Genomic DNA, 15837 nt, shown 5'->3' on the forward strand with positions numbered 1-15837 from the left:
AAGGGGGACGACGCTGTGAAGCGGTTCGAGCGGCTCGCGGAGATCCGCCGGCTGGACCCGGTGGCGGACGCGCTGGAGATCTACCGGATCAGCGTCGCGTACGAGTTCCCCTGGGACTACACCCGCGCCCTCGAACTGGCTCTGTACCGCACCTACGCGGTGCCCGGCATCGGGCGGCTGCTCGCGCGGACGGCGGAGCTGACCGAGCGCACGCAGAAGCGGTACGACGACACCGTGCTGCTCCTGGACACCATCGTGGAACACGGCTTCACGGCGGAGGAGGGCCGCACCGCGATCCGCCGCATCAACCAGATGCACCGCAGCTACGACATCAGCGACGACGACATGCGGTACGTGCTGAGCACATTCGTGGTGATGCCCCGCCGCTGGATCGACGCCTACGGCTGGCGGCGGCTGTCCCGGCACGAGATCGTCGCCACCACCGAGTACTACCGCACCCTCGGCCGGCACATGGGCATCCCGGACATCCCCCGGACCTACGAGGAGTTCGAGGCCCTTCTCGACTCCTACGAAGAGGCCCACTTCGGCTGGGACGAGGAGGCCCGCCGGGTCTCCGACGCCACCCTCGGCCTGATGGCGTCCTGGTATCCCCGCCCCCTGGCACCACTGCTGCGCACGGCCACGCTCGCGCTGCTCGACGAGCCCCTGCTGCGCGCGTTCCGGTACCGGCGACCCGGCGCGGCCACCTCCGCGCTGGTGCGCCGCGCCGTACGGACGCGCGGCCGGTTGGTCCGGCTGCTGCCGCCGCGCCGCAGCCCGCACTTCGCGCGCCAGAACTGGGAGGTCAAGGGCTACCCGAACGGCTATCGCGTCGCCGACCTGGGCACGCGCCCGGTCCCCGGTCTGCGCGGTTGCCCGGTACGGCACCAGGACGGCTCAGCGGCCGGCCCCGTCGAGTGACGCCAGGATGTCACGCAGCCAGGCCAGTTCGGCCCGGCTCGTGGCGCGCGCGATGGTGAGAAGGCCGCGCCGGAACGGGTCGTCCAGTTCCTCGGCGCGCAGCGGCCGGTCGCCGTCGTAGAAGAAGCTCGCCGGCTCCTCCAGGAAGGCCAGCCGGCGCCGCAGCACGGCCGCTTGCGCGGCGGGGTCCTCCAAGTGCCGCAGGAACGCGAGCAGCGTGAACCAGTGGTTCTCGTCGGTGATCTCACGCTGGGCGGGCTCCGCGAGCCGGCGCTTCAACTCGCGCCCGCCCTCCTCGGTCAGTCTCAGCACATGGCGCGGCGCGGCCACGGCGCCGGGCTCGGTGGCCCGCACCAGTAGACCGGCCTTCTCCAGGCGCTTGATCGCCGGGTACAGCGTGCTCTCGGCGACGGGCCGCACGTGGCCGGTGAGAGCCGCGATGTGGCGGCGCAGGACGTAACCGTGCAGGGGGGCGCCGTACAGGAATCCGAGGATGGCGAGTTCGAGCATGGCCGCATTCTTCCGCAGAGATACATCGCCGAGCCAATACCGCCTTGACGGGATACATCGCCACCGAGGTATTGTCCTGGCGCCGTCGCGGAACACAGGGAGGGGCACGGTGCAGCAGGCCACGTTCGACAGCAGGGGAAGCCGTATCCGGTGGACCGAGGTGCCCGGGGCGGAGCCCGCCCGGGTGTACCTGCACGGACTCGGAGCGATGTCCGCCGCGTACCACGCGCACATCGCGGCGCGGCCCGAACTGGCAGGCCGCCGCAGCCTGTTCGTGGACCTGCCCGGACACGGCACGAGCGACCGTCCCCAGGACTTCGGATACACGCTGGAGGACCACGCCGACGCGGTGGCCGTCGCGCTGGACGCGGCCGGGACCGCCGGCGCCGAACTGATCGCGCACAGCATGGGCGGTGCCGTGGCCATCGTGCTCGCCCACCGGCGGCCCGACCTGGTCTCCAGGCTGGTATTGACGGAGGCCAACCTGGACGCCTTTCCGCCGCCGACCGCCGGCAGCAGCGGAATCGCCGCCTACGCGGAGGACGAGTTCGTCGAAGCGGGGCACGCGCGCGTGCTGGAGGCGGTCGGCCCGCTGTGGGCGGCGACCATGCGGCTGGCCGACCCGCGCGCGTTGCACCGCAGTGCCGTCGGCCTGCGCAAGGGGTCGGACCCCGTGATGCGGACACTCCTGGAAGGGCTGCCCGTCGACCGCGTCTTCCTCCAGGGTGAGCACAGCGGCGAACTCGCGGGCCGGGAGAGCCTGGAAGCCGCCGGCGTGCGCGTGGTGACGGTGCCGGGCGCCGGGCACAACGTCATGTTCGACAACCCCGACGCCTTCGTGGCAGCCGTCGCCGGAACGGGCTGACCCGACCCGCCCCTCAGCCCTCGCGCACCGCGAGCGCCAGGAAACGGGCGTCCTCGTCGGCGTACGACGTCATCCGCCAGCCCGCACGGGCGAGGAGCGGCCGGAGGTTGGTCTCGGCCCGCAGGTCGTCGGGGGTGATCCGACGCCCCTGACGTGCCGCCAGCGCGGCGCGGCCGATGGGATGGAAGAGCGCGAGCGTGCCGCCCGGCCGTACCCCACGGGCCAGTTCCCGCAGGTTGTCCACCGGATGCGGCAGATGGGCGATCAGGCCGGCGGCGAACACGGCGTCCAGGCAACCCGAGCGCAGCGGAAGCGCGGCGACGTCGGCGAGCACCAGCCGCCCGGCGCGGTGCCTGCCCGCCCGTACGGCGGCCTGGAGCATCGCCGGGGTCAGATCCGCGCCCAGCACCACCCCGGAGGGGCCCACGGCGGCTCGCAGGGGCGGCAGGGCCCGCCCGGTGCCGCAGCCCGCGTCCAGCACGCGGTCACCCTCCCGCAGCCCGAGGTCGGCCACGGCCGCCGCGTAGGCCGGGCCGTCGTCCGGGAACCGGCTGTCCCAGTCGGCCGCGCGGGCGGTGAAGAACTCCTGGACATGTGTGTGGTCGTCGTTCATGTGCCGCATGATTCCTCACCGTCACGAGGGAAGCCTCTGTGCGCATGTTCGAGCGGGACGCGATCGTTCCGGCACAACTGTGCGCCATATTCCGGCACCTTTCGAAATGCGCCCCCTTTGTGCGCCCATGCCCCCGCTAGCGTCCCGGGGCCATGGGACACCTGGACCACGCCGCCTTCGGCTGGCTGACCCCCGTGCTGTCGTACGTGATGGCCTGCATAGGCGCCGCACTCGGACTGCGCTGCACCGTCCGCGCGCTCGCCGCCACCGGTCGCGCGCGCCGCAACTGGCTCGTCACTGCCGCCTCTTCGATCGGGACGGGCATCTGGACCATGCACTTCGTGGCCATGCTCGGCTTCCGCGTCAGCGGCAGCGACATCCGCTACGACGTGCCGCTGACCATCCTCAGCCTTCTCGTCGCCATGGTCGTCGTCTGCGCCGGCGTCTTCGCCGTCGGCTACAGCCGCGACCGCAACCGCGCCCTCCTCCTCGGCGGGCTCACCACCGGACTGGGCGTCGCCAGCATGCACTACCTGGGCATGGCGGCGGTCCGGATGCACGGTGACGTCACGTACGACCCGGTTCTCGTCGGACTGTCGGTACTGATCGCCGTGGTCGCGGCCACCGCGGCCCTGTGGGCCGGACTCAACATCAAGTCACCCCTCGCGGTCACCGTCGCCTCCCTCGTCATGGGAGCGGCCGTCAGCAGCATGCACTACACCGGGATGTTCGCGGTACGCGTGCGCGTGGACCCCTCCGGCGACGCCCTGCCCGGGGCCACGGCGATGCAGTTCATCTTCCCCCTCGCCGTCGGCCTCGGGTCCTACCTGTTCATCACCTCGGCCTTCGTCGCCCTCTCGCCCACGGCCCACGAGCGCGAGGCGTCCGCCTCCGCCCAGCGGCCCGTCGAAAGCGTCGCCCGCTAGCGGGACCCCGGCCCGAGCGCACCGACCACGTCCCGAGCGAGGAGGCCATGCGCCCACCCCGTACACCCGAGAACGCCGCCGCCCCGGCGCACCGTCCGCGCGGACGCCGCGCCCACGCCGGACCGCCCGCCGACGAGGGCCGCCACACGCTCGGCCCGCCGCCCGGCACCGCACGCGCGCGTGGGAGCCGCCGGCACCTGCGCCCCCGGACCGTGCGCGCCAAGGTGGTCAGCCTCCTGATGGTGCCCGTCGTCTCCCTGCTCGCCCTGTGGGCGTACGCCACCGTCAGCACCGCTCAGGACGTCGCCCGGCTGCGCCAGTCGCAGCGGGTCGACGCCGAACTGCGCACCCCGGTGGCCGCGGCCGTCACCGCGTTGCAGGCCGAGCGCACCGCGGCCGTCCGGTACGCCACGGACCCACGGGCCGGCGACGGCGGCGATCTCCAAGACCTCGCGGCCCGCACCGACCGAGCGGTGGACAGGCTGCGGCTCGACCGGGACAGCACGGTCGCCGACAGCCAGGAGCTGCCCGCCGGCGTCTCAAGGCGCCTCGATGCCTTCGTCACCGGCGCCGAACACCTCCGCACACTGAGAACAGCCGTACGGAGCCACAAGACAGGCTGGGACGGCGCCTACACGCAGTACACGAAGACCATCCGCGCGGCCTTCGCGGTCGACGGCGCCCTCACCGGCATCCAGCAGGCCGATGTCGCCTCCGACGCGCGCGTGCTGCTCGAATTCTCCCGCGCCGCCGAGGCACTGGCCCAGGAGGACGCCCTGCTGGGCAGCGCACGGACCGCCGGAACCCTGCAGGGAGAGCGCCTCCGGCTCTTCAACGCCGCCGTCGCCACGCGCCGTGCCCTCACCGAGACCGCTGTCAGCGATCTGCCCGCCGCCCAGCGCGCCGCCTGGCGGGATCTGACCGCCGGCGGTTCCTACACCACCCTGGGCACCGCCGAAGACCACCTGCTCGCCGCAGGACCGGAGACCAGAGTCGCCGACACGGCACCGCGAGCCGCCTGGAGCGCCGCCCACGCGCGCGTACAGGACGGCATGCGGACCATCGCGGCAGCCGCGGGCCGTGCCGTCGCCGGCCGCGCGGACCCGGTCACCCGCGGCCTGCTGAGCCCCGCCGGAGCCGCCGTACTCCTCGGGCTCGCCGCCGTCGCCGCCTCCCTCGTCATCTCCGTGCGCATCGGACGGGCTCTCGTGGTGGAACTCGTGAGCCTGCGCAACGACGCGCTGGAGATCGCCCGCCGCAAACTCCCGGAAGCGATGGGCAAGCTGCGCGCGGGAGAGGAGATCGACGTCCAGGCCGAGGCACCCTCCGGACCGCCGGCCGAGGACGAGGCCGGTCAGGTCGCGGAAGCCCTGACCACCGTGCACCGCGCCGCGTTGCGCGCCGCCGTGGAGCGCGCCGAACTCGCCAGCGGCATCTCCGGAGTCTTCGTCAACCTGGCCCGCCGCAGCCAGGTCCTGGTCCACCGCCAGCTCAGCCTGCTGGACAGCATGGAGCGACGCTCCGACGACCCCGACGAACTCAGTGACCTGTTCCGCCTCGACCACCTCACCACCCGGATGCGGCGCCACGCCGAGAGCCTGATCATCCTGTCCGGTGCCGCGCCCGGCCGGGCCTGGCGGATGCCGGTCTCCCTGACCAACGTCGTACGCGCCGCCGTCTCGGAGATCGAGGACTACGCGCGCGTGGAGGTGCGCCAGTTCCCCGAGGCGCACGTCATCGGCGCGGCGGTCGCCGACCTCACCCATCTGCTCGCCGAACTCGTCGAGAACGCGGCCCAGTTCTCACCACCGCACACGCGCGTGCGGGTCACCGGCGAACCCGTGGGCAACGGCTACGCCCTGGAGATCGAGGACCGGGGTCTCGGCATGGGCGCCGAGACCCTGGCCGAGGCCAACCGCCGCATCGAACAGTCAGAGGCGCTGGACCTCTTCGACAGCGACCGTCTCGGACTCTTCGTGGTCAGCAGGCTCGCCTCCCGGCACGACATCAAGGTGCATCTGCGGACCTCTCCGTACGGAGGCACCACCGCCGTGGTCCTGCTGTCGAAGGCCCTGCTGCACAGCGGCTCACCGGAATCGTCCATCCGCCAGGCTGAACAGGCCCGACCCGACGAGGAACGCGCCTACGCGCACGTGCCCGGCGCGACCTCGCCCCAGGAGGCCGCCGTCACCGCGTGGCCGGACCGGCCCGCCCTGGCAGCCACCGCACCCGGCCCGCACGGCACCACGCGGACACCTGGACCCCAGAGCACCGGGAGGGCGGCCGATCCCCACGGCACCCGGCCGGCACCAGGCCCGGACGGCACCGGCGCGGCGGCCCGCTCCCACGACACCGCCCATGAACCCCCGCCCCCCGGCGTCACCGCCTTGAGACTGCACCGCTCGCCGGACGACTCCGAGGCCTCCGACCAACTCCCGCGCCGTGTGCGCCAGGCGAGCCTCGCCCCGCAACTGCGCCACCAGCGCCCCGAAGAGCCGGCCCAGCAGCCCGCCCGCCACGGCGACGACCGGCGCACCCCCGAACTCGTACGGGACCGCATGGCGGCATACCGCGAGGGCTGGGCGCGCGGCGGTGGCAGGCAGCCCGGCCGCGGTGCCGCACCGGAACCGGAAACGGGCAGTCACAGCAGCGAAGGAGACCCGGCATGATCCAGGACCCGACACCGAGGACCGGCCAGCGGTCCGGCGAACTGGACTGGCTGCTCGACGACCTGGTGACGCGCGTGCGCGAGGTACGGCACGCCGTCGTACTCTCCAACGACGGCCTGGCGGTCGGCGCCTCCACCGGCCTCGCGCGGGAGGACGCCGAGCACCTCGCGGCCGTGGCCTCCGGCTTCAACAGCCTCGCCAAGGGCGCGGGACGGCACTTCGGAGCGGGCGGAGTACGCCAGACCATGGTCGAGATGGACGACGCGTTCCTCTTCGTGGCCGCGGCCGGTGACGGATCCTGCCTCGCCCTGCTGACCGCGGTCACGGCCGACATCGGGCTGGTCGCCTACGAGATGGCCCGGCTGGTCAAACAGGTCGGCGAGCATCTGTACACGGCGCCGCGCCTCGCGGCGCAGCCGCCCGCCGCCGGATGAGCCGGGAAGGCGGCACCGATGACCGAGAACCCGACCGGCGAGCCCCGGGAGCCGGGCAGCCAGTGGTACGACGGAGAGGCCGGGCCCCTCGTCCGCCCGTACGCCATGACAGGCGGACGCACCCAGCCCGGGCCGACCGGAGTGCGCTTCGATCTGATCGCACTCGTCACCCTCGACCCCGCCGCACCGGCGCTCGACGACGACACCGCGCTCGGCCCCGAGCACCGGACCCTGATCGACCTGTGCCGCCCGGAGACGCAGTCCGTCGCCGAACTCGCCGCGGACGCGGATCTTCCGGTCGGTGTGGTCAGGGTGCTTCTCGGGGACCTCCTGGAACTCGGCTGTGTGACCATCAGCCGCCCCGTGCCCCCGGCGCACCTGCCCGACGAGCGGATTCTGCGTGAGGTCATCGAGGGATTGCGAGCGCTGTAGATGAACGTCCGGACACCGTCGTACGCCGCGCCGTGTCAGCATCTGTACGCCCGGCTGCGTCCCGGTCCGTCCGATCCAGGCGCGTTGTGCCAACGATCGGACCCCAGCCGCTCATATCAGGCGTACTTCGGTCCCCTGGCCCCGACCCGCATCTCCGTTGTCATGATGCTGCCTTCACCCCCGGAGCACGCGGACGCCGGCCGCAGCCGGCCCTCCCGAGAGAAGTGATCATGGTCTCCGAGCACACCGACGCCGTCGGCGACACCTCCGCCCTGGCGCTGAAGATACTGGTCGCCGGTGGTTTCGGCGTCGGCAAGACGACCCTGGTGGGGGCCGTCAGCGAGATCCGGCCGCTGCGCACCGAGGAACTGCTCAGCGAAGCGGGCCAATTGGTGGACGACACCGACGGGGTGGACCAGAAGGTCACCACCACTGTGGCCATGGACTTCGGCCGCATCACGATCCGCTCCGGCCTCTCGCTCTACCTCTTCGGCACACCGGGACAGGACCGCTTCTGGTTCCTGTGGGACGAACTGGCCCAGGGAGCCCTCGGTGCCGTGGTCCTCGCGGACACCCGGCGACTGGAGGACTGCTTCCCGGCCGTCGACTACTTCGAGCACCGGCGCATCCCGTTCGTGGTGGCCGTCAACTGCTTCGCGGGTGCCCGTTCCTACGGTGCCCACGATGTCTCCCGGGCGCTCGACCTCGACCGTGGCACACCCGTGGTGCTGTGCGACGCGCGCGACCGCGACTCCGGCAAGGAAGTGCTGATCAGGCTCGTCGAGTACGCCGGGCGGATGCACACCGCCCGGCTTCTGGACTCGGTCGGCTGAGCTCGCCGCTCAGGCCGCGACGCCCCGCATGGCCAGCACCTTCTCGATGGTCACGCGGACGAGTAGTTCACCAGGTACGCCGTTGCGGGCGCCGTACTCCTCGGCGCGGTCCTCGCCCATGTACCGGGCGGCGATCCGGGTCGCCCACAGACGTACTTCGGCCAGATCCTCCGACAGTTGGGCGCGGCCGTTCAGCACCACGAAATGGAACGGCGGACGGTCGTCGTCCACGCACAGGGCCGCCCTGCCGTCGCGGGCCAGATTGCGTCCCTTCGCCGTGTTCTTTCCGGTGTTGAACACCAACTCGTCCCCGTCCAGCAGAAACCAGATCGGAGCCACATGCGGGCTTCCGTCGGCGCGGACGGTGGAGAGCTTGCCGGTGCGAGTGCCGTCCAGGACGAACGCCCGCCATTCCTCATCGGTCATCTTCTCTGCCATGGGCCCATCCTCCTTGCCCGCACGCCGGTCGTGGGGAAGGCTGGCGGGGAGTTCCTCCAGCCAGGGGGAGACATCACACGGGGAGACGGACATGGCGCAGAACCAGGGTCTCGGCTGGCTCCTGGACGATCTGACCGAGCGGGTGGACCACGTACGCCACGCGCTGGTCCTGTCGAACGACGGGTTGGTCACCGCGGCGAGCACGGGGTTACGCCGCGAGGACGCCGAACATCTTGCCGCTGTGGCATCCGGGCTGCACAGCCTGGCCAAGGGCTCGGGACGCCACTTCGGCGCGGGCAGGGTGCGCCAGACCATGATCGAGTACGACGACGCCGTGCTGTTCGTGACCGCGGCCGGCACCGGCAGCTGTCTGAGCGTACTCAGCGGGGCCCAGGTCGACATCGGCCAGATCGCCTACGAGATGACCCTGCTCGTCAACCGGGTCGGCGAACACCTCGGGGTGGACGCCAGGAGACCCGAGAGGTCTCCCACCACAGATCTCTGACCTGCTGCTTTCCCTGCCCCCGTGGAGTTATCCACAGGCTCGCCATGAGGTGCGACGGACCGGCTACGGTGAGTGCACGGCGAACGCACAGGGCGTGAGCCACCGACGCCACGGGGGAGTACGACCATGTCGGCAAGCACTTTCGACCCCACCCGCCCCGGCACCTGCACACCGAGTCGTGCCGCTCGCGAACTGGGCCTCAAGCGAGTTGAGTTCGACCTCGCTGTCCAACTCGGCCGCATCCGGACCGTGCCCGACGAGGGCGGGGGAGGAGGCCGGCGCGTGGAGCACGCGGAGATCGAGCGCCTCCGCGCACAGGACAACTTCCCCGAGTCCCTTCGCGAGCGGGTGCAGGTCGTGGGTACGGCGGAGGGTGCCGCCCTCATGGAGATCCCGGCCGGCCGGTTCACCCGGCTCGCCCGCCTGGGCCTGCTCGTGCCCGTCAAGTTCTACCTGAACCGCTATCGCGCCGTGGTCTGGCTCTACCTCGCGGAAGAACTCCGCCAGTTCACAGCGAGCCCGGAGCACGCGCACCTGCTCAAGGGACGTACGCCCGAGACCCTGCGGGGCCAGCTGGCGGAGGGAGTGGATCTGCGGGCACGCAACTGGCGCGCACGCCAGGTCGGATTCCTGCTGCGGCAGGCCGAGGACCCGTGGGCCCGAGCCGGCGCCGTGGCCGCCTTCCTCGCACCCGTCGAGGTCGCCGATGTCGTCAAGGACCCGTACGAGCGCGCCCACCTGAACCGGTACCGGCCCGTGCTGCCGGGGCGCGGTGTTCCCGGGTCTCCTTCCGCTCATCTTGCCGAGCGGATCACCACGGCGCAGGACGCGGACGAGGTCGGCTGGCTGCGCAGCGAGTTGGCGCGCTCGGTCGAGGAGGCCCGCGACATCTCGGCGGTCCCGCGCCCGGCCACCCACCGGGTTCCGCCGGCGATGCGAGCGGTCGCACGCCCCATCCCGCCGATGGCACGGACGGTCACCCGGCCCACGGAAGAGGCGACGTGGCCGTGGAAGGCCGCCGCACGCTCCCTGGAGCCGGCGACAGCGCATCCGAAGCCGGCAGCAGAGTCCCCGGAGCCGGTGCGCGGCGCGACACCGCCGCAGGAGACGACGACACCGCTCCCGAAGTCGGTGACACGGCAGCCACAGCCGGTGGGGCGCCCCGCCGAGTTGGGACCCCGCGTCCTGGAGATGCGCACGCGGTTTCCCAAGGCGGTGGCGGCACAGCTCATGGAAGCGGCGACAGTACCCACGGAATCGGCCGCGCAGCCCCCCGAGTCGGGGGCCCGGTCCAGGCAGTTGTACGTCGTTCCGCGGGAGTCGGCCGTGCGGCCGGCAGTGCCAACGGTCCGCCGCGACCACGAGCCGGCGCAGCCCGCTCCATCGCCCTCGTCCCGCGGTCTTCGGGCCTGGCTGCAGCGCAGAAGCGCACGGCCCGCGCGGGTCTGAACGCCCGGTCCCAGCTGTCGTCGCCAGGTGCTACAGGGCCCTGAACAGGCCCTCCTGCACGACCGAGACGAGCAGTCGTCCCTTCAGGTCGTAGATGCGCCCGCGGGCCAGCCCGCGCCCGCCGGTGGCGATCGGCGACTCCTGGTCGTACAGGAACCACTCGTCGGCGCGGAACGGCCGGTGGAACCACATGGCGTGGTCCAGCGAGGCCATGTCGAAGTTCCGCGGGCCCCACAGGGGCTCCACCGGGAGGCGCACCGCGTCCAGGAGCGTCATGTCGCTGGCGTAGGTCAGCGCGCACGTGTGGACCAGCGGGTCGTCCCCGAGCGGGCCGACCGCGCGCATCCACACGGCGCTGCGCGGCTCGGCGTCCTCGATCTCCTCGGCGTTCCAGCGCAGCCGGTCGACGTACCGGATGTCGAACGGCTGGCGGCGCGCCATCCGCTCCAACTGCTCCGGCAAGGCCCCCAGATGCTTGCGGATCTCCTCGGACACCGTCGGAAGGGACTCGGGGCCCGGCACCTCGCGGGCCGGCGGCAGCTGGTGTTCGAACGGTCCTTCCTCAGGCTTGTGAAAGGAGGCGGTCAGATTGAAGATCGTGCGGCCCTGCTGCACGGCCGTGACCCGGCGCGTCGTGAAGGAGCGTCCGTCGCGGACCCGCTCCACCTGGTACACGATCGGCACGCCCGGCCGGCCCGGGCGCAGGAAGTACGCGTGCAGCGAGTGCACCGGGCGCTCGCCGTCCGTGGTGCGGCCGGCGGCGACCAGCGCCTGGCCCGCCACCTGGCCGCCGAAGACCCGCTGCAGGGACTCCTGCGGGCTGCGGCCACGGAAGATGTTGACCTCTATCTGCTCCAGGTCGAGGAGGTCGACCAGTCTCTCGGCCGGATTCGTCATCGGTGGGATTCTCCTTGGCTTGCCACTGGCCGGGGACGGCTCACAACTGGCCGACATCGGTGACGCGGACGACCGCACGCCCCTCGGCGTCGGAGGCCGCGAGGTCGATCTCCGCGCTGATGCCCCAGTCGTGGTCGCCGTTCGGGTCGTCGAAGATCTGGCGGACGCGCCAGAGGCCGTGCTCCGGCTCCTCGTGGATGACGAGCAGCTTGGGGCCGCGGGCGTCGGGCCCGGTACCGAGGTCGTCGTACTCGTCCCAGTACTTGTCCATCGCCTCGCCCCACGCCTCGGCGTCCCACCCGGACTCGGCGTCCAGCTCGCCCAGTTCCTCGACCTGGTCGAGGGCGGCCAGCTCCACGCGGCGGAACATGGCGTTGCGGACCAGGACGCGGAAGGCACGGGCGTTGGTGGTGACCGGCTTGACCTCGTCCGCCTTTTCCTGCGCCTCCTCGGCGGTCATCTCCTCCGGGTTGGCGAGCTGCTCCCACTCGTCCAGCAGGCTGGAGTCCACCTGGCGCACCATCTCGCCCAGCCACTCGATCAGATCCTGCAGATCCTCGGACTTCAGGTCGTCCGGGATGGTGTGGTCCAGGGTCTTGTAGGCGCTGGCGAGGTAGCGCAGCACGATGCCCTCGGTGCGGGCCAGCTCGTAGAAGGACACCAGCTCGGTGAAGGACAGCGCCCGCTCGTACATGTCCCGGACCACCGACTTCGGCGACAGCGGGTGGTCGCCGACCCACGGGTGGCTCTTGCGGTAGGTGTTGTACGCGTGGAAGAGCAGCTCTTCCAGCGGCTTCGGGTACGTGATGTCCTGGAGACGCTCCATGCGCTCCTCGTACTCGACGCCGTCCGCCTTCATCGCGGCCACGGCCTCGCCGCGCGCCTTGTTCTGCTGGGCGACGAGGATCTGCCGGGGGTCGTCCAGGGTGGATTCGACGACGGAGACCATGTCGAGCGCGTAGGACGGCGACTCGGGGTCGAGGAGTTCGAACGCGGCCAGGGCGAAGGTGGACAGCGGCTGGTTCAGCGCGAAGTCCTGCTGGAGGTCGACGGTGAGCCGGACGATGCGGCCCTCGGCGTCCGGCTTGTCCAGCTTCTCCACGATCCCGCCGTCCAGCAGCGAGCGGTAGATCGCGATCGCCCGGCGGATGTGCCGAAGCTGCTGCCGGCGCGGCTCGTGGTTGTCCTCCAGAAGATGGCGCATCGCCTCGAACGCGTTGCCAGGCCGGGCGATCACCGACAGCAGCATCGTGTGCGTCACCCGGAATCGCGAGGTCAGCGGCTCCGGCTCCGATTCGATCAGCTTCTGGAAGGTGTTCTCCGTCCAGCCGACAAAGCCCTCCGGCGCCTTCTTGCGCACCACCTTGCGCCGCTTCTTCGGGTCGTCGCCCGCCTTCGCCAGCGCCTTCTCGTTCTCGATGACGTGCTCCGGCGCCTGCGCGACCACGAGCCCTGCCGTGTCGAAGCCGGCCCGGCCGGCCCGGCCCGCGATCTGGTGGAACTCGCGGGCCCGCAGCGTGCGTACCCGGCTGCCGTCGTACTTGGTCAGCGCGGTGAACAGCACCGTGCGGATCGGCACGTTGACGCCCACGCCGAGCGTGTCCGTGCCGCAGATGACCTTGAGCAGACCGGCCTGGGCGAGTTTCTCCACCAGGCGCCGGTACTTCGGCAGCATGCCGGCGTGGTGCACGCCGATGCCGTGCCGGACGTAACGGGAGAGGTTACGGCCGAATTTGGTCGTGAAGCGGAAATTGCCGATCAACTCGGCGATCTGGTCCTTCTCCTCGCGCGAGCACATGTTGATGCTCATGAGCGCCTGCGCTCGCTCCACGGCCTGCGCCTGTGTGAAGTGCACGATGTACACCGGCGCCTGCTTGCTCTCCAGCAGGTCGGTGAGCGTCTCGGTGAGCGGGGTCAGCTTGTACTCGTAGGAGAGGGGCACCGGGCGGGTTGCCGAACGGACCACCGAGGTGGGGCGGCCGGTGCGGCGGGTGAGGTCCTTCTCAAAGAAGGACACATCGCCCAGAGTGGCCGACATCAGAATGAACTGCGCCTGTGGCAGTTCCAGCAGAGGGATCTGCCAGGCCCAGCCGCGGTCGCCCTCGGCGTAGAAGTGGAACTCGTCCATGACGACCTGGCCGACGTCCGCGTCCTTGCCGTCGCGCAGCGCGATCGATGCCAGCACCTCGGCGGTGCAGCAGATGACGGGCGCGTCGGCGTTCACGGAGGCGTCGCCGGTGAGCATGCCGACGTTCTCGGTGCCGAAGAGCTTGCACAGCTCGAAGAACTTCTCCGACACCAGGGCCTTGATCGGTGCCGTGTAGAAGGTGACCTCGTCCCGGGCCAGCGCGGCGAAGTGCGCGCCCGCGGCGATCATGCTCTTGCCGGAGCCCGTGGGCGTCGAAACGATCACGTTCGCCCCGGAGACCACCTCGATCAGCGCCTCCTCCTGGTGGGAGTAGAGGGTGAGGCCGCGCTCCTGCGCCCACGACTCGAAGGCTTCGTACAGGGCATCGGGGTCGGCGGTCGGCGGCAGCTGATCGATGAGGGTCACGCCCCCATCTTGCCTGGCCTTCCGCCCGAGCGGGGAATCGGCTGCGGATGCGAAGATCATGACCGCTACGCTGTGTCGCCGACGCGGCGTCAGCGCACCAGGTCAACTGGTCAGCGGCACACGAGGAATGGGGCGGGAAGCGGCCATGATGGGACCAGCACACTCACTGTCGGGGGCCGCGGCCTGGCTCGGCGTCGGAGCCGCCACCGCGGCGGCCGGGCACCCGATGCCCTGGCCGGTTCTTCTCTCCGGCGCCCTGATCTGCGCCGGCGCCGCACTCGCCCCGGACCTCGACCACAAGGCCGCCACCATCTCCCGGGCCTTCGGCCCGCTCTCCCGCTGGCTCTGCGAGATCGTGGACAAGCTGTCGTACGCGGTCTACAAGGCGACCAGGAAGCAGGGCGACCCGCGCCGCTCCGGCGGCCACCGTACGCTGACGCACACCTGGCTGTGGGCGGTCCTGATCGGTGCCGGATGCTCGGCCGCGGCGATCATGGGGGGCCGCTGGGCGGTGCTGGCGATCCTGTTCGCGCACATGGTGCTCGCCATCGAAGGTCTGCTGTGGCGGGCGGCGCGGGGCTCCAGCAGCGATGTCCTGGTCTGGCTGCTGGCGGCGACCAGCGCGTGGATCCTGGCGGGAGTGCTGGACAAGCCGGGCAACGGCTCCGACTGGCTGTTCACCGCGCCCGGGCAGGAGTACCTCTGGCTGGGACTGCCGGTCGTGCTGGGTGCGCTGGTGCACGACATCGGGGACGCGCTGACCGTGTCCGGCTGCCCGATCCTGTGGCCGATCCCGGTCGGCCGCAAGCGCTGGTACCCGGTGGGGCCGCCGAAGGCGATGCGGTTCCGGGCGGGCAGCTGGGTCGAGCTGAAGGTGCTGATGCCCGCGTTCATGCTGCTCGGCGGAGCGGGTTGCGCCGCGGCCCTCAACGTGATCTGAGGGAACCCGGGCGGTTGAGGGAGCCCTCCCGGTCAGGTCGCCTCGCCCGCGTCCGCCGCGCCGTACCGGCGCTCGAAGCGGGCGATGCGGCCCTCGGTGTCGACCGTGCGGGCCTTGCCCGTGTAGAAGGGGTGGCTCTCCGAGGAGATCTCCACGTCGATCACCGGGTAGGTCTGGCCGTCGTCCCACTCGATGGTCTGCTCGCTGCGCGCGGTGGACCGGGTCAGGAAGGCGTAGCCGGCGGCGCGGTCCCGGAAGACCACGGGGTGGTAGTCGGGGTGTTTGTCCTGCTGCATGGCGGCTCCTTGTGCGGGGCGCTCGGGGCGGGGGCGGCCGACGGGTCCGGCTCAGCCTGGGAGGGAGTCCTCGTCGACGATGTGCATCGCGGCCTCCTCGGCGGAGGCGGCGGCACCGTCGATGCCGACGTCGGTCGCGACGAGGGCGGCCTCCTCGTCCTCGTGCGCACCCTCGTCGGGGGCCACCAGCCGGCCGGAGCGGAGGTTGCCGACCTCGTTGTCCAGAAGCTCGCCGTCCATGTCGGAGTCGCCGAGGCCGTCGCCGTCGGGAGCGGCGAGGTCCGGCTGTTCCTCGGCGAGTCGCTGGTCGAGGGTCTCGCCCGCCTGGCGTTCGGCCGCCGTCACGCCGGTGTGCTCGACCGCCCATGGCCGCTCGGGAGGGGACCAGCCGCGGTCGAGAGGGTCGACGACGCCGTCGAAATCCAGTGTGTCCTCGACGTCGAGCACCCCCGAGTCCTCCCGGATCTCCGAGGGATCGGGCTGGTAGACGTCGTCCCCCCAGCCGTCCGTGTCCACGACTACCTCCAGGTGGTGAGCACGACCCGGTGCCGTCCC

Annotated in this window: 16 protein-coding genes and 1 pseudogene; 10 read left to right on the forward strand and 7 right to left on the reverse strand. The window is 71.5% G+C overall.

Features of this window, described 5'->3' with window-relative positions; all coding sequences use genetic code 11:
* Positions 1 to 15 precede the first annotated feature (15 nt).
* On the forward strand, positions 16 to 921 hold the full coding sequence (locus AB0L21_RS24530; RefSeq protein WP_365700774.1) for an oxygenase MpaB family protein: 906 nt from the start codon (positions 16 to 18) through the stop codon (positions 919 to 921).
* Here AB0L21_RS24530 and AB0L21_RS24535 read toward each other — a convergent pair.
* Entirely contained in the window at positions 898 to 1431 is a 534-nt protein-coding gene (locus AB0L21_RS24535; RefSeq protein WP_365786385.1) for a PadR family transcriptional regulator, read from the reverse strand. The genes AB0L21_RS24530 and AB0L21_RS24535 overlap by 24 nt on opposite strands.
* A 109-nt stretch (positions 1432 to 1540) precedes the next feature.
* Between AB0L21_RS24535 and AB0L21_RS24540 the strand changes: the two genes are divergently transcribed.
* Positions 1541 to 2296, forward strand: a complete 756-nt coding sequence (locus AB0L21_RS24540; RefSeq protein ID WP_365786387.1) for an alpha/beta hydrolase — start codon at positions 1541 to 1543, stop codon at positions 2294 to 2296.
* A 13-nt stretch (positions 2297 to 2309) separates the two neighbouring features.
* Here the strand turns inward: AB0L21_RS24540 and AB0L21_RS24545 are convergent, their stop codons facing one another.
* Positions 2310 to 2909, reverse strand: coding sequence for a class I SAM-dependent methyltransferase (locus AB0L21_RS24545; protein ID WP_365700768.1), 600 nt, complete (start codon positions 2907 to 2909; stop codon positions 2310 to 2312).
* A gap of 152 nt (positions 2910 to 3061) precedes the next feature.
* Here AB0L21_RS24545 and AB0L21_RS24550 point away from each other — a divergent pair, with 152 nt between their 5' ends.
* From AB0L21_RS24550 to AB0L21_RS24570, 5 genes are all read left to right on the forward strand, one after another.
* A complete protein-coding gene (locus AB0L21_RS24550; protein WP_365700766.1) occupies positions 3062 to 3835 on the forward strand; it encodes an MHYT domain-containing protein in 774 nt (257 codons plus the stop codon).
* Positions 3836 to 3882: 47 nt separating this feature from the next.
* Positions 3883 to 6504, forward strand: coding sequence for a nitrate- and nitrite sensing domain-containing protein (locus AB0L21_RS24555; RefSeq protein ID WP_365786389.1), 2622 nt, complete (start codon positions 3883 to 3885; stop codon positions 6502 to 6504).
* Positions 6501 to 6938: a roadblock/LC7 domain-containing protein gene (locus AB0L21_RS24560; protein ID WP_365700762.1), complete on the forward strand. Its 438-nt coding sequence runs from the start codon at positions 6501 to 6503 to the stop codon at positions 6936 to 6938. Before AB0L21_RS24555 ends, AB0L21_RS24560 begins: the two co-directional genes overlap by 4 nt.
* An 18-nt stretch (positions 6939 to 6956) precedes the next feature.
* Complete coding sequence (locus tag AB0L21_RS24565) at positions 6957 to 7370, forward strand: DUF742 domain-containing protein (protein WP_189889154.1); 414 nt, start codon at positions 6957 to 6959, stop codon at positions 7368 to 7370.
* A gap of 230 nt (positions 7371 to 7600) precedes the next feature.
* A complete protein-coding gene (locus tag AB0L21_RS24570; RefSeq protein WP_365786391.1) occupies positions 7601 to 8203 on the forward strand; it encodes an ATP/GTP-binding protein in 603 nt (200 codons plus the stop codon).
* A 9-nt stretch (positions 8204 to 8212) separates the two neighbouring features.
* Here AB0L21_RS24570 and AB0L21_RS24575 read toward each other — a convergent pair whose 3' ends face one another.
* Positions 8213 to 8641: a PPOX class F420-dependent oxidoreductase gene (locus AB0L21_RS24575; RefSeq protein WP_365786393.1), complete on the reverse strand. Its 429-nt coding sequence runs from the start codon at positions 8639 to 8641 to the stop codon at positions 8213 to 8215.
* A gap of 91 nt (positions 8642 to 8732) precedes the next feature.
* On the opposite strand from AB0L21_RS24575, the gene AB0L21_RS24580 reads away from it, so the two are divergent.
* Positions 8733 to 9146, forward strand: a complete 414-nt coding sequence (locus tag AB0L21_RS24580) for a roadblock/LC7 domain-containing protein (RefSeq protein WP_365700756.1) — start codon at positions 8733 to 8735, stop codon at positions 9144 to 9146.
* A 126-nt stretch (positions 9147 to 9272) separates the two neighbouring features.
* Positions 9273 to 10034: pseudogene (locus tag AB0L21_RS24585) on the forward strand (DUF6397 family protein); the annotation flags it as partial.
* A gap of 591 nt (positions 10035 to 10625) precedes the next feature.
* On the opposite strand, the gene AB0L21_RS24590 reads toward AB0L21_RS24585, so the two are convergent.
* Entirely contained in the window at positions 10626 to 11492 is an 867-nt protein-coding gene (locus tag AB0L21_RS24590; RefSeq protein ID WP_365786395.1) for an acyl-CoA thioesterase II, read from the reverse strand.
* A 40-nt stretch (positions 11493 to 11532) separates the two neighbouring features.
* Complete coding sequence (locus tag AB0L21_RS24595) at positions 11533 to 14046, reverse strand: DUF3516 domain-containing protein (RefSeq protein WP_365700752.1); 2514 nt, start codon at positions 14044 to 14046, stop codon at positions 11533 to 11535.
* Between the two features lie 145 nt (positions 14047 to 14191).
* Here AB0L21_RS24595 and AB0L21_RS24600 point away from each other — a divergent pair, with 145 nt between their 5' ends.
* Complete coding sequence (locus tag AB0L21_RS24600) at positions 14192 to 14986, forward strand: metal-dependent hydrolase (protein WP_365700750.1); 795 nt, start codon at positions 14192 to 14194, stop codon at positions 14984 to 14986.
* A gap of 32 nt (positions 14987 to 15018) precedes the next feature.
* Here AB0L21_RS24600 and AB0L21_RS24605 read toward each other — a convergent pair whose 3' ends face one another.
* Positions 15019 to 15282, reverse strand: a complete 264-nt coding sequence (locus tag AB0L21_RS24605; RefSeq protein ID WP_014671210.1) for a type B 50S ribosomal protein L31 — start codon at positions 15280 to 15282, stop codon at positions 15019 to 15021.
* A 51-nt stretch (positions 15283 to 15333) separates the two neighbouring features.
* Positions 15334 to 15798 (reverse strand): DUF5709 domain-containing protein, encoded by a 465-nt coding sequence (locus tag AB0L21_RS24610; protein WP_365700748.1) that lies wholly within the window; start codon positions 15796 to 15798, stop codon positions 15334 to 15336.
* Between the last annotated feature and the right edge of the window lie 39 nt (positions 15799 to 15837).

Source organism: Streptomyces sp. NPDC052721 (genome assembly GCF_040678315.1).
Classification (GTDB): domain Bacteria; phylum Actinomycetota; class Actinomycetes; order Streptomycetales; family Streptomycetaceae; genus Streptomyces.